This window comes from Bacillus sp. AG4(2022) (assembly GCF_031844465.1).
GTDB classification, from domain to species: Bacteria; Bacillota; Bacilli; order Bacillales; family Cytobacillaceae; genus Bacillus_AB; species Bacillus_AB infantis.
In genome coordinates this window covers 1-12,509 of sequence record NZ_JAUZVH010000005.1, presented here as the reverse complement: position 1 = coordinate 12,509, position 12,509 = coordinate 1, and the positions used below count along the sequence as shown (strand labels likewise).

The window sequence follows — 12,509 nt, the reverse complement described above, 5'->3', positions numbered from 1 at the left end:
ATTCTTTGTTTGGCTGCAGGCAGCAGAAAAAAGGCGGAAAGTCAGGGAATTACCGCCTCGGCAGTATACAAAAATCCATTGACACCCCATTGATCTTTGCTAAACTTAAATATGTCAGGATACTTTTGACCTGCAGCTTATTTTAAGCTAAAATATAAAGGTTTGTTATACAAAGATACAATAAGGGGAGAGTCATAAATGCAACCACAAACGCATCCCGATCCTTCGCCTGCCATGAAATCGGGCGGATGGAGAGTCTGGTGGCAATTAACCAGGCCGCACACCTTGACGGCAGCTTTTGTGCCCGTCCTGCTGGGCACTGCTTTAGCAATAGATAAAACAGATATCAGCTTCAGCCTTTTCCTGGCCATGCTTATGGCCAGCCTCCTGATTCAGGCGGCTACAAATATGTTCAATGAATATTTTGATTTCAAGCGGGGCCTTGATACAGCTGAATCAATCGGGATCGGCGGCGCCATCGTCCGTGAAGGGATAAAACCGAAGACAGTTATTCAGCTTGCCTTTACACTTTACTTCATTGCGCTGCTCCTTGGCGTCTATATATGCATGAACAGCAGCTGGTGGCTTGCAGCTGTAGGGCTTGTCTGTATGGCAGCCGGCTATTTGTATACTGGCGGCCCTTTCCCTATTGCCTATACGCCATTTGGGGAAATTGTAGCAGGATTTTTCATGGGGATGATGATTATCCTCATATCCTTCTTTATCCAGACAGGCACAGTTACAATGCTTAGTGTCATGATTTCAGTTCCGATTTTTATCCTCGTCGGACTGATCCTGATGGCCAACAATATCAGAGATCTGGATGGAGACAAGGAATTTGGAAGAAAGACCCTGGCTATTCTGCTCGGCAGGGACAAGGCGATATACTTCCTGGGAATCATGTTCACCATTTCCTATATTTGGATATTCGTGATGATAGCTGCAGGTTATATCTCTCCATGGCTGGCCATTGTAGCTCTGAGCATTCCAAAGGCTGTAAAGGCCACAAAGGGCTTCATCGGCAAAACAAAGCCGGCCCAAATGATGCCTGCCATGGTTGCTACTGCACAGACGAATACCATTTTCGGTTTTCTGCTGTCTGTCGGCCTGTTTCTGGGATATTTTTTGTAAAGTTTGATGCAAAAGCCCTCTGCTACTCTGCAGAGGGCTTTTTGGCGGTTGTCTTCACCATGTTTCATTGGCTGAATAAAGGGTAATTTCTAAGCAAGGCAAATGGGCCTGCATGAACTGTCAGCTTAGCCGGAAACGGCCTTTTATTCTAATAAATACTACTAATGGAACAGGATGTGGAACAATGATTACCAAGGATCAGATCAAAGAACTGAAATCTCAGCTGAAAGAAGATAAGAAGACCATTGAAGAGCAGCTGGACAGTGACACGAACAGCCGCTTTGATAATGAAAGCGCAAGGGACTCTGTCGGTGAGCTTTCCATGTACGATAACCATCCCGGCGATGCGGGCACTGAGCTTTTTGAAAGAGAGAAGGACCAGGCAATTGAAGAGCATCAGAACGAGGAATTGGATAAAGTGAACACAGCCCTCCAGGCAATTGAGGATGGCACTTATGGAAAATGCAAAGAGTGCGGAAAGGACCTGCCCTTTGAAAGACTCGAGGCAGTCCCAACGGCTTTATATTGTGTTGATCATGCTCCTTCACAGCATCCAGCAACAGACCGGCCTGCAGAAGAAGATGTGCTGAGTCCCAATCATGATAACCATTTTAATTTTGATGACTACAAAGACATTAATGATGAGCAGGACAGCTTTGTACAGGCTGCCAGCTATGGCACTTCCGAAACACCGTCCGATTTCAATGGCCAGCATGAGGATTATAACAGCCTCTATGATACAGATCATAATGATGAAGGATTCACTGAAGAATATGAGACCTTCAGTGCGACTGACATAGACGGGAAAAATCGAAGGGTTGTCCGCTCCGATACAGAAGAGCAATATCAGCAGGAATTAGAAGATGAAAACCTGGATGCGCCGTTCGGCAAAGTCCCTTATAAAAAAGGGGACAGCTATCTGGAGGATAAGGAAAACGAATGACAGCTGAACAAGCGGCAAACAAAAGGCCTGGGGGAAACCGGGCCTTTTGTTTTGCTTCTGCAAATTTATTTAGAAGAATGGCTCGCTGCCGGGTGGATATGCCAAATTTCTTCGGCATATTCACGGATGGTCCGGTCGCTGGAGAAATGTCCTGATGCGGCAATGTTCATCAGGCTTTTCCGCTGCCAGCCAAGCCGGTCTCCATAGGCAATAGCTGCCTGTTTCTGTATGGCTGCATAGGAATCGAAATCCCGGAGGACAAAATATTGATCATTATGCATCAGCAGCGAATCCGCAATGCTTTCAAACTCATCTCCGGCATAGGGAAAAAATCCATTGGTCAGCTGATTGATGATGGTGCTGATCCTTTTATCAAGATGATAATAGTCCATTGAACGGTATTCTCCATTCTGCTGATAGCGGAGAACCTCTTCAGCAGCCAGCCCGAAAATGAAAAGATTCTCTTCCCCCACCCTTTCCAGTATCTCTACATTGGCGCCGTCCAGAGTACCGACGGTAAGAGCCCCATTCATCATGAACTTCATATTGCCCGTTCCTGATGCCTCCTTGCTGGCAGTGGAAATCTGTTCACTGATATCTGCAGCAGGGAAAATTTCTTCGGCAAGGGATACCCGGTAATTTTCAAGAAATACGACTTTAATCAGCTTATTCGCAGCAGAGTCATTGTTCACTTTTTCAGCAACCGTATTGATAAGTTTGATGATCTTTTTCGCATAATAATAGCCGGGAGACGCCTTAGCACCAAATATGAAAGTCCGGGGCTGAATGTGGGAATCTCCCTCTTTGATCCTATTATACATATGCATGATATGAAGCACATTCAGCAGCTGCCTTTTATAGGCATGAAGCCTTTTTACCTGAATATCAAAAATAGATGACGCATCAATGGATAGGCCTGTCTGCTGCTTGATCCGGCGGGCAAGCCTTTGTTTATTTTCCCCTTTGATCAGCTCAAGCTCCAGCAGCATACTGCTGTCTTCCGCAAATTTGGCCATTCCCCCCAAGCGCTGGGGCTCCTTTATCCAGCCGGGACCGATTGCCTCTGAGATCAGTCCCGCAAGGCGGGGATTGGAATTCAGCAGCCACCGCCTGTGTGTAATGCCATTGGTTTTATTATTGAATTTTTCAGGGAATAATTCGTAAAACTGTTTCATTTCCCTATGTTTCAGTATTTCTGTGTGAAGAGCCGCCACACCGTTGACACTGTGGCTTCCGGCAAGGGCCAGATGCGCCATTCTCACTTCTCCATCGGAAATGATGGCCATAGACTGGATCCGCTCCCAATCACCGGGGTACTTTTCCGCCAGTTTCCGGCAGAATCGCTTGTTGATTTCTTCTGCAATCATATAAATCCTTGGAAGAAGAGGCTGAAACAGGCGGATCGGCCATTTTTCCAATGCTTCAGAAAGCGTCGTATGATTTGTATAGGAAATCGTTGAAACCGTAATACTCCATGCTTCCTCCCAGGCCATCCCTTCTTCATCTACAAGAATTCTCATCAATTCAGGAATCGCAAGGACCGGATGGGTATCATTTATATGGATGCTGATGAACTGATTGAAATCCTTCATATTGCCATGCTGCTTTTTAAAGGACTCTATAATCGACCGGATACTAGCTGACACAAGAAAATACTGCTGTTTTAGGCGAAGGATCTTTCCTTCATCATGTGTGTCATCCGGATACAGGAATTCAGAAATCAGCTCTGTTTCCCTTTTATATTGCATGATGTTTTTATGCTGGGGAAAAGGAGAAGGCTCTGCACTCCAGAGCCTTAATGTATTGACTGTCTCAGTTTGGTACCCTGCAACCGGCATATCATATGGAACAGCAGTAACCGTCTCGCCAGGCAGATGCCTGAAAACCAGCCTGCCTTCTTCCTCACTGCATTCCACTCTTCCCCAAAAAGGGATTTCCACTGCAGAATCAGCCTTTCTTATTTCCCAGACGTTTCCATGCCTCAGCCACTGTTCCGGCAGCTCGACCTGATATCCGTCGACAATCTTCTGCTCAAAAAGCCCATGCTTATACCGTATCCCGCACCCATGCCCTGGCAGATCGAGCGATGCAAGGGAATCAAGGAAACAGGCCGCAAGCCTGCCAAGCCCCCCGTTTCCCAGGCCTGCATCGGGCTCTGACTCTTCAAGACCGCCCAGTTCAATGCCAAGGTCCTGCAGCCCTTCCTCAACGACTTTATGAATGCCGAGATTGAGCAGATTATTGTGCAGCAGCCGCCCAAGAAGGAATTCAATGGATAAATAATAGACCTGTTTTTGCTTGATCATCCTGCTGCGCTCATTTGTGTAGATCCAGTTCATACTGACATATTCCCTCACCATATGTCCGAGGGTCTGGTACTGATCACGCTTCGTGCTGTCAGGAAAGCTTTTTCCACTGGTCATTTCAAGCCTTGTCAAAAAGACCTCCTTGAATTCTTCCTTATCCGAAAACATCCTCTCACTCCCCTGAAACAAGCCCTTCATAAAGCTTGCTGTACTTGAACGCAGACTGGGCCCAGCTGTAATCCAGGCTCATCGTCTTCTTTACCAGCTCTTTCCACTCTTCTTTCCGGCTATAAAAGTAAATGGCCCGATTAATGGTATAGAGCATATCGTGAGCATTAAAGTTAGTAAAAGAGAAGCCGTTTCCTTCTCCTGCCTCCCCATTATATGAATGGACTGTATCGTTTAATCCCCCCGTCTCCCTGACGATCGGAATCGTTCCGTACCTCATGGCGATCAGCTGTCCGAGGCCGCATGGCTCAAACTTCGAAGGCATCAGGAATAAATCAGCGCCTGCATATATTTTATGGGCCAGTTCCTCATTAAAGCGTATGTACGCTCTTACTTTTTCCGGATAAACCCGCTCCATCCCGGCAAAGAATTGTTCAAATTCCTCTTCTCCGGTGCCAAGGACAACGAATTGTACCTCCTCTGACATTATCTCCTGAAAGACACACTTTACAAGATCAAGGCCTTTTTGGCTCGTCAGCCTGGTAATCATCGCAATAATAGGCACTTCAGGCTGTTCCGGGAGGCCCGCCAGCTTTTGAAGGCTGCGCTTATTCTTGCCTTTATTTGTTAATAGATTCACATTGTATGGCGCAGCAATCATCTGATCATTTTCAGGATCATAAAAATCAGCATCAATTCCATTAAGGATGCCGGTCAGGTCCTCGTCCCGCAGCCTCAGCAGCCCATCAAGCTTCTCTCCGTAATATTCATTCTGAATTTCAGCTTTATAGGTAGGACTGACGGTTGTTATTTTATCGGCAGATGTAAGGGCAGCCTTCATAAAATTGATGCAGCCATAAAATTCAAGCTGCTCTGCATTAAAACAAAGCTCATCAAGGCCAAATAAGTCAGTAAGCGCCTCTTTTGGCATAATGCCCTGGAATTGAAGATTATGAATGGTAAAGACGCTTTTTATAGAAGCATATTCCTTTGCATGTCTGTATTGAACATTCAGCAAGAAGGGGACCATCCCTGTATGCCAGTCATGGCAATGGATAATATCAGGATAGAAATCCAGCTCTCTCATGCTTTCCAGGACCGCCCTGCTGAAGTAAGCAAATCTTTCTCCATCATCAAAATATCCGTATAGCTGATCCCGCAAAAAATAATACTCGTTATCGACAAAATAAAAAATGACACCGTCATGGACAAGCTCTTCGATTCCGCAATACTGATTCCGCCAGCCCACAGAAACGCTGAACTCACTGATCTTTTTCATTTTCTTTTTATAGGTGTCCGGTATGCTCCCATACTTAGGCAGCATAATTCTAACGTCCGTCCCCAGCTTTTTCAATTCTTTCGGCAGGGAGCCTGCCACATCGGCAAGCCCTCCTGATTTTACGAATGGTACACACTCAGATACAGCGAATAAGACTTTCATGAATTCATCAGCGCCCCTTGTATAGTTCCTTTCCGGATTACGATCGGCTGGACAGGGGATCCTTCCATGACAGTCCCTGGTTCAATTCTGACATCTTTGTCGATGATGACTGAATCCAATATACAATTTTCACCGATCTGGCATTTTTGCATAATGATGCAATTTCTCACAACTGACCCTTTCCCGATTCTGACTGCCCTGGAGATGATGCTGTTTTCGACCGATCCTTCTATAAGGCATCCGTTTGCCACCATGCTGTTCTTGACCCCTGCGCCTTTCAGATACCTTGCAGGCGGCTCATCCTTTACCTTAGTATAGACTGGCTGATCTTTGCGGAACAGCTTGTGGAATGTTTCGGGCTCAAGCATGCTCATGCTTGCCAGGTAGTAGTTTTCAATCGAGTCGATTCTTGCAACATGTCCGGTATATTCGTAAGTGCAGACTTTATACACATGATTCAGGTCGGCTGCAATATCACTCATGCAGGAGTAGCCCGTTTCATTTCTGTTTTCGATGAATTCGATTAGCTGGGAGGTTTTTACAAGGTACATTTCAAGAGATCTTCCGTTATGCCTGAGTTCCGTAATGTCACATCCGGACTGGATGTGCCTTTTAAGGGCCGGCCGAAAATCCATATTAAGAACCGTATAGCAATTTGCTATTAAAGAATATTCCTGATTGCTGCGGTAGAAATAATCAAGGTTAGCTGCAAAATGATTGAAGGAACCTACCCCCTGCCGAGGCCCATCAAGGAGCGGCGATGGAAAGAAAAAGAGGCCGTCTCTTTTCCTGTTCAGATCCCAGTTCTTTCCTGAACCAAGATGGTCCATCAGTGACCTGTATTGAAACTTCGGGAAAATGGCCACACTGGCAATCCCTGAGTTAACCATGCTCGAGAGAACAAAATCAATCAACCGGTAGCGGCCTGCAAAGGGCACTGCCGCAAGAGAGCGGTGGACTATCAGTTCCTCCAGTCCTTCATGATAGGTTGTTGCATCTATAACACCCAGCAATCTCTTATTCAACTATATCCCCTCCTGATTTATATTCTTATGAATGGATTTCCTTAATCATTTCTTCTGTCACCAGGATTATTTCACCCTCATTTTTATCATCGCTGATAACTGTTCCGTCCGGTATATACATTTCAGAAGGAACAATTGCTCTTTCAATAAAGACATTCTTCCCGATGACAGCATTCGGCATAATGACCGATTCTTTTATAATCGAGCCCGCTTTGACCTCAACTCCCTGAAACAGGACCGTTTTATAAATTTCCCCTTCTATTACACAGCCTTCATTGATCATCGACTCATCCACTTCCGCCATCGGCGCGATGTATTGTGGCGGATGGTTAGGATTCACAGAATAAATCCTCCAGGAATAATCATTCAGGTCCAGCTGGCAATCATCATCCAGCAAGTCCATATTGGCTTCCCAAAGGCTTTGAACAGTCCCCACATCCTTCCAGTAACCGCTGAAAGGATAGGCATAGAGCCTTTTGCGGTCATTCAGAAGCTTTGGGATGATATCCTTTCCGAAGTCATGCGAGGAATCCTTATCCAGATCATCCAGTTCCAGATATTCCTTAAGTACGTCCCATTTAAATATATAAATTCCCATCGAGGCCATATTATTTCTCGGATTCTCCGGCTTCTCATCAAATTCTGAAATACTCAGATCATCGTTCGTATTCATGATTCCGAAGCGGCTGGCTTCCTCCCAGGGAACTTCTTTGACGGAAATAGTGGCATCAGCATTCTTTTCAATATGATAATCAAGCATCAGGTCATAATTCATCTTGTAGATATGATCGCCTGACAGGATGAGCACATACTCGGGTTCATGCTGCTTAAGATAGTTGATATTTTGAAAGATCGCACTAGCCGTGCCTGTATACCACTTGACTTCTGAAGATTCGGTATATGGCGGCAAAACGGTTACCCCGCCATTCATTCTGTCCAGATCCCAGGCGCTCCCTATCCCGATATAGGAGTTAAGTACAAGAGGCTGATATTGGGTCAGTACACCGACTGTATCAATCCCTGAATTAGTACAATTGCTCAAGGTGAAATCAATGATCCTGTATTTGCCTCCAAATGGTACAGCTGGCTTTGCAAGGTTTTCAGTCAAAGCGTTAAGCCTTGACCCTTTTCCCCCTGCCAGCAGCATTGCCACACATTTTGTCTTTGCCATTTCCTTTCCTCTCCTTTCGGTGTTTAACAGGACGCAAGATAGTAATGCCAAACGGCGGGACAGCCATTTGAATTGAATAAGGCCGGCCATGGTATTCCAGTTCCTCTGTTTTGACGACCTTTTTGTTGATCCAGCCGGATCCACCATATTCCTCCTTATCGCTGTTGAAGATTTCCCTGTAGCTTCCGGCATGCGGGACTCCGATTCTGAAATCTCGATAAGGGTCTGCTGTAAAGTTGCATACTGCAATAAGGTGTTCACCCTCGGCAGCACTGAAGCGGACAAAAGAGAAAATAGATTGTTCCCGGTTATCTGCATCAATCCACTCAAAGCCTTCATGGAGATGATCCAGTTCAAACAAGGGCTTGGATCTCCTGTAAAGCCGTATCAAATCCTTGGTATACCTGTTTGCTTTCTGATGCATCTCATAATCCAGCAGATTCCAGTCAAGCTCTTCCGAATCTTTCCATTCAGAAAATTGGGCGATTTCAAAACCCATGAACAGCAGTTTCTTTCCGGGATGTGCCATCATATAGCCCAGGAGCAGCCGGAACTGGGCAAACTTTCTCCAATAATCCCCCGGCATTTTATTAAGGAGAGACTTCTTTCCATGTACAACTTCATCATGAGAGAGAGGTAATATATAGTTCTCCTTGAACGCGTATAAGAGTGAAAATGTAATATTGCTATGCTTTCCGGATCTCGCCTCTGGACTGGTTTCCATATATGCCAGTACATCATTCATCCAGCCCATATTCCATTTGTAATGAAAGCCAAGGCCCCCATAATGGGCAGGAGAGGTCACCTGGGGAAGATTTGATGAATCTTCAGCTGCTAAAAAAATGGAGGGATCATATTGCCTGATTGTGCTGTTGAGATTGCGGAGGAACTCAATTCCAAACGGGTTCTGATGCTGCTCATGGGAGTTGGGCCAATAAATGATATTAGATACAGCATCCATCCTGAACCCATCTATATGATAGGTTTCAAGCCAGAATAAAGCATTGGAGATTAAAAAGCTTTGCACTTCATTGCGGCCCAGGTCAAAGTTTGAAGTGCCCCATACATAATTCTCCCTATCCTTCTCGTTCTTATATTCAAAAAGATGGGTTCCGTCAAAATTATAGAGTCCATGGGCATCTTTGCAGAAATGGCCGGGAACCCAATCGAGGATGACACCAATGTTATGCTGATGGCATTGATCAACAAAATACATTAAATCCTGTGGTTCTCCATACCTGCTGGTCGGAGAAAAATACCCTGTTCCCTGATAGCCCCAGGAGGCGTCGAGCGGATGCTCGACAAGAGGGAGCAATTCCACATGTGTGAAACCATGTTCAAGGGCATAAGGCACAATTTCATCCGCCAGCTCCCTGTAATTCATCAGCGTGTTATCATTTTTCCGTCTCCACGTTCCGGCATGCATTTCATAGATGACTGCAGGTTCTGCGAAGGTATTTTTCTTCATCCTGCCTTTTAGCCATGACTGATCATTCCATTTATAGCCTTCAAGGGGCCATACAACTGAAGCAGTGCCTGGCCTCTTCTCAGAATAGAAGGCATATGGATCAGCTTTGTGCAGCCTTGTTCCTCCATGTGTCAATATTTCATACTTATAAAGGCAGCCTGCCAAATCATTCTCAATTACTATGTGCCATACCCCTTCATTATTCATTCTATGTAATTTAAAATTTTCCCCATTCCAGCTGTTAAAGTCCCCAACAACCCTGACCTCCTTAGCATTAGGAGCCCATACAGCAAACCTTGTGAGGGTTTTGCCATCTTCATATATCAAGTGGGCACCAAAAAGGCGGTGGCTGTCAAAAAGGGTGCCTTCATGAAATAAATGCATTTGATAGTCGGTGGGAAACATCGTTTTCACAGCCATCCTTCTCTCCAACAGATTTAAATTCATTAACTTTCTTTTTTATATTCGTCCTCTATAGGAAAATACCTTGTAATATTTTTTTAATTTTTTCGATATTTTCTCTTATAATTCGATTATTTTTGTAAAACTTGAGATGATTTTAACGGAAAATGCCTATAATAAGCATATGAATGTATGAAGGGAGGATTGAAGATGGCAAATCAAGAAGAAGAATTTCTCCTCCGGGAAAAACAGGGTACCGGAGGAAAGCTGCCGCTGTTCGGTCCTGCAGATGGAAAAATCCTGGCGACGGGGGATATGTTCCGGGGCCCTTATACAGGGATCACATCGGATATAGATTTACACAATCCGGGAAACCGGCTGCAAAATAAAGAAGATCTTCCAGATTAAGCATCAAGCTGGTGGAAGAATAAAAGCGCAAGCGCCTTGATCAACCTTAAGGAACTCAGACTAAGGAAGCCACGTCCTGTGGCAACATCTGCATGACCCCATCCGGGGAGGACTCGGCACAGCTGCTTATATATTCCTTAACAAGAAAAATCCATACAAAAAAGCTGCCAGCATACTGCTGACAGCTTTTTTGTATGACCCCTACGGGATTCGAACCCGTGTTACCGCCGTGAAAGGGCGGTGTCTTAACCGCTTGACCAAGGGGCCTTATGGCGGAGAAGGAGGGATTTGAACCCTCGCGCCGGTTGCCCGACCTACACCCTTAGCAGGGGCGCCTCTTCAGCCACTTGAGTACTTCCCCATATTGGCTCCGCAGGCAGGACTCGAACCTGCGACCGTTCGGTTAACAGCCGAATGCTCTACCACTGAGCTACTGCGGAATGGTGGGCCTAAATGGACTCGAACCATCGACCTCACGCTTATCAGGCGTGCGCTCTAACCAGCTGAGCTATAGGCCCACTTTGGAGCGGGTGATGGGAATCGAACCCACGACATCAGCTTGGAAGGCTGAGGTTTTACCATTAAACTACACCCGCAATTTTATGGGGCGACTGATGGGAATCGAACCCACGAATGTCGGAACCACAATCCGATGCGTTAACCACTTCGCCACAATCGCCACTATTCAATGCTATTTGATAAAATAATAAATGGTGGCTCAGGACGGAATCGAACCGCCGACACAAGGATTTTCAGTCCTTTGCTCTACCGACTGAGCTACTGAGCCATAATGGATATTGATTTTTCGAGTTAAAAATGGCGGTCCCGACGGGAATCGAACCCGCGATCTCCTGCGTGACAGGCAGGCATGTTAACCGCTACACCACGGGACCAGTTTAATAAGTAAGGCCTGAATTATGCCCGAGCAGTCTGCAGGACTGTCTCTTCCTCTTCCAGATGACTCAAGGAAGAAAATCTTTCGAGACAACTCGCAGCATATTCATCGGTGTGTTGCTTGTCGAAACGCCACCGGACCAGGTATTGCGGGGGCAGGATTTGAACCTGCGACCTTCGGGTTATGAGCCCGACGAGCTACCGGACTGCTCCACCCCGCGACGATAAAAGTATAATTTTGCTTTGTTCCTGAATATTTTTTGCATAAGACTGTCCCGGTCTCAGGAAGTGAACCAAGCAGCGGCTCAACCGGTACAACTCGCAGTTTTTTCAGTGAAGTATTGCTCGTTGCTCCACCCCGCGACGATAAAAGTAATTCAAAATATAATGGAGGAGGTAGAGGGATTCGAACCCCCGCGCGGTGTTACCCGCCTGTCGGTTTTCAAGACCGATCCCTTCAGCCAGACTTGGGTATACCTCCATAATTCAAGTAAATGGTGGACCTTGTAGGACTCGAACCTACGACCGGACGGTTATGAGCCGTCTGCTCTAACCAGCTGAGCTAAAGGTCCTTAATTTGGTAGCGGCGGAGGGGATCGAACCCCCGACCTCACGGGTATGAACCGTACGCTCTAGCCAGCTGAGCTACACCGCCAAATCAAGTATTCTCATAAGGTTATATGGTGGAGCCTAGCGGGATCGAACCGCTGACCTCCTGCGTGCAAAGCAGGCGCTCTCCCAGCTGAGCTAAGGCCCCATATCTATAAAATGGTCGGGAAGACAGGATTCGAACCTGCGACCCCTTGGTCCCAAACCAAGTGCTCTACCAAGCTGAGCTACTCCCCGTCATGTAAATGATAAGCGTAGAATTGCTTCAGTGCTTCCTTATTCACATCATCCTGCACATGGCAGTCAGGTGTTCACTCGTTGGCTTATATTCTTGCTTTCATTACATTAATAGTATGGCGCGCCCGAAAGGAGTCGAACCCATAACCTTCTGATCCGTAGTCAGACGCTCTATCCAATTGAGCTACGGGCGCATATTTAAAATAAATTGAATGGTGCCGAGGACCGGAATCGAACCGGTACGGTAGTCACCTACCGCAGGATTTTAAGTCCTGTGCGTCTGCCAGTTCCGCCACCCCGGCAATC

At 46.1% G+C, this 12,509-nt stretch carries 8 protein-coding genes and 16 tRNA genes; 3 read left to right on the top strand and 21 right to left on the bottom strand.

Going from position 1 to position 12,509, the window contains the following annotated elements; all coding sequences use genetic code 11:
• Window positions 1–198: 198 nt before the first annotated feature.
• A complete protein-coding gene (locus Q9R36_RS14265) occupies window positions 199–1,131 on the top strand; it encodes a 1,4-dihydroxy-2-naphthoate polyprenyltransferase (protein ID WP_311225413.1) in 933 nt (310 codons plus the stop codon).
• A gap of 184 nt (window positions 1,132–1,315) precedes the next feature.
• On the top strand, window positions 1,316–2,074 hold the full coding sequence (locus tag Q9R36_RS14260) for a TraR/DksA C4-type zinc finger protein (RefSeq protein WP_311225412.1): 759 nt from the start codon (window positions 1,316–1,318) through the stop codon (window positions 2,072–2,074).
• Window positions 2,075–2,139: 65 nt separating this feature from the next.
• Here the strand turns inward: Q9R36_RS14260 and Q9R36_RS14255 are convergent, their stop codons facing one another.
• The 5 genes from Q9R36_RS14255 to glgB are packed head-to-tail and all read right to left on the bottom strand — an operon-like array spanning window position 2,140 to window position 10,073.
• Window positions 2,140–4,548, bottom strand: a complete 2,409-nt coding sequence (locus Q9R36_RS14255; RefSeq protein ID WP_311225411.1) for a glycogen/starch/alpha-glucan phosphorylase — start codon at window positions 4,546–4,548, stop codon at window positions 2,140–2,142.
• A gap of 4 nt (window positions 4,549–4,552) precedes the next feature.
• The gene (glgA, locus tag Q9R36_RS14250) at window positions 4,553–5,989 is read right to left on the bottom strand and encodes a glycogen synthase GlgA (protein ID WP_311225410.1); all 1,437 of its coding nucleotides are present in this window, start codon (window positions 5,987–5,989) and stop codon (window positions 4,553–4,555) included.
• Window positions 5,986–7,014, bottom strand: a complete 1,029-nt coding sequence (locus Q9R36_RS14245) for a GlgC family sugar phosphate nucleotidyltransferase (RefSeq protein ID WP_311225409.1) — start codon at window positions 7,012–7,014, stop codon at window positions 5,986–5,988. The genes glgA and Q9R36_RS14245 overlap by 4 nt, the downstream gene beginning before the upstream one ends.
• A 25-nt stretch (window positions 7,015–7,039) precedes the next feature.
• On the bottom strand, window positions 7,040–8,185 hold the full coding sequence (locus tag Q9R36_RS14240; RefSeq protein ID WP_311225408.1) for a glucose-1-phosphate adenylyltransferase: 1,146 nt from the start codon (window positions 8,183–8,185) through the stop codon (window positions 7,040–7,042).
• Window positions 8,127–10,073 carry a 1,4-alpha-glucan branching protein GlgB gene (glgB, locus tag Q9R36_RS14235; RefSeq protein WP_311225407.1) on the bottom strand — a complete coding sequence of 649 codons (1,947 nt, stop codon included), beginning with the start codon at window positions 10,071–10,073 and terminating at the stop codon, window positions 8,127–8,129. Before glgB ends, Q9R36_RS14240 begins: the two co-directional genes overlap by 59 nt.
• Before the next feature lie 192 nt (window positions 10,074–10,265).
• Between glgB and Q9R36_RS14230 the strand changes: the two genes are divergently transcribed.
• Window positions 10,266–10,463, top strand: a complete 198-nt coding sequence (locus tag Q9R36_RS14230) for a hypothetical protein (RefSeq protein WP_311225406.1) — start codon at window positions 10,266–10,268, stop codon at window positions 10,461–10,463.
• Between the two features lie 195 nt (window positions 10,464–10,658).
• On the opposite strand, the gene Q9R36_RS14225 is transcribed toward Q9R36_RS14230, so the two are convergent.
• From Q9R36_RS14225 to Q9R36_RS14150, 16 genes are all read right to left on the bottom strand, one after another.
• A tRNA-Glu gene (locus Q9R36_RS14225) sits at window positions 10,659–10,730 on the bottom strand.
• Between the two features lie 3 nt (window positions 10,731–10,733).
• A tRNA-Ser gene (locus Q9R36_RS14220) sits at window positions 10,734–10,824 on the bottom strand.
• 4 nt (window positions 10,825–10,828) lie between these two features.
• Window positions 10,829–10,903 (bottom strand) — tRNA-Asn (locus tag Q9R36_RS14215).
• A 1-nt stretch (window position 10,904) separates the two neighbouring features.
• A tRNA-Ile gene (locus tag Q9R36_RS14210) sits at window positions 10,905–10,981 on the bottom strand.
• A gap of 4 nt (window positions 10,982–10,985) precedes the next feature.
• Window positions 10,986–11,059 (bottom strand) — tRNA-Gly (locus tag Q9R36_RS14205).
• 7 nt (window positions 11,060–11,066) lie between these two features.
• Window positions 11,067–11,142 (bottom strand) — tRNA-His (locus Q9R36_RS14200).
• A 32-nt stretch (window positions 11,143–11,174) separates the two neighbouring features.
• Window positions 11,175–11,250 (bottom strand) — tRNA-Phe (locus Q9R36_RS14195).
• 30 nt (window positions 11,251–11,280) lie between these two features.
• A tRNA-Asp gene (locus tag Q9R36_RS14190) sits at window positions 11,281–11,356 on the bottom strand.
• A 148-nt stretch (window positions 11,357–11,504) separates the two neighbouring features.
• Window positions 11,505–11,578: transfer RNA gene (locus tag Q9R36_RS14185), tRNA-Met, on the bottom strand.
• A 167-nt stretch (window positions 11,579–11,745) separates the two neighbouring features.
• A tRNA-Ser gene (locus Q9R36_RS14180) sits at window positions 11,746–11,838 on the bottom strand.
• Window positions 11,839–11,852: 14 nt separating this feature from the next.
• Window positions 11,853–11,929 (bottom strand) — tRNA-Ile (locus Q9R36_RS14175).
• Window positions 11,930–11,935: 6 nt separating this feature from the next.
• Window positions 11,936–12,012, bottom strand: a tRNA-Met gene (locus Q9R36_RS14170).
• 26 nt (window positions 12,013–12,038) lie between these two features.
• Window positions 12,039–12,114: transfer RNA gene (locus Q9R36_RS14165), tRNA-Ala, on the bottom strand.
• A 12-nt stretch (window positions 12,115–12,126) separates the two neighbouring features.
• Window positions 12,127–12,203: transfer RNA gene (locus Q9R36_RS14160), tRNA-Pro, on the bottom strand.
• Window positions 12,204–12,320: 117 nt separating this feature from the next.
• A tRNA-Arg gene (locus Q9R36_RS14155) sits at window positions 12,321–12,397 on the bottom strand.
• Between the two features lie 19 nt (window positions 12,398–12,416).
• Window positions 12,417–12,505 (bottom strand) — tRNA-Leu (locus Q9R36_RS14150).
• Window positions 12,506–12,509: the final 4 nt, after the last annotated feature.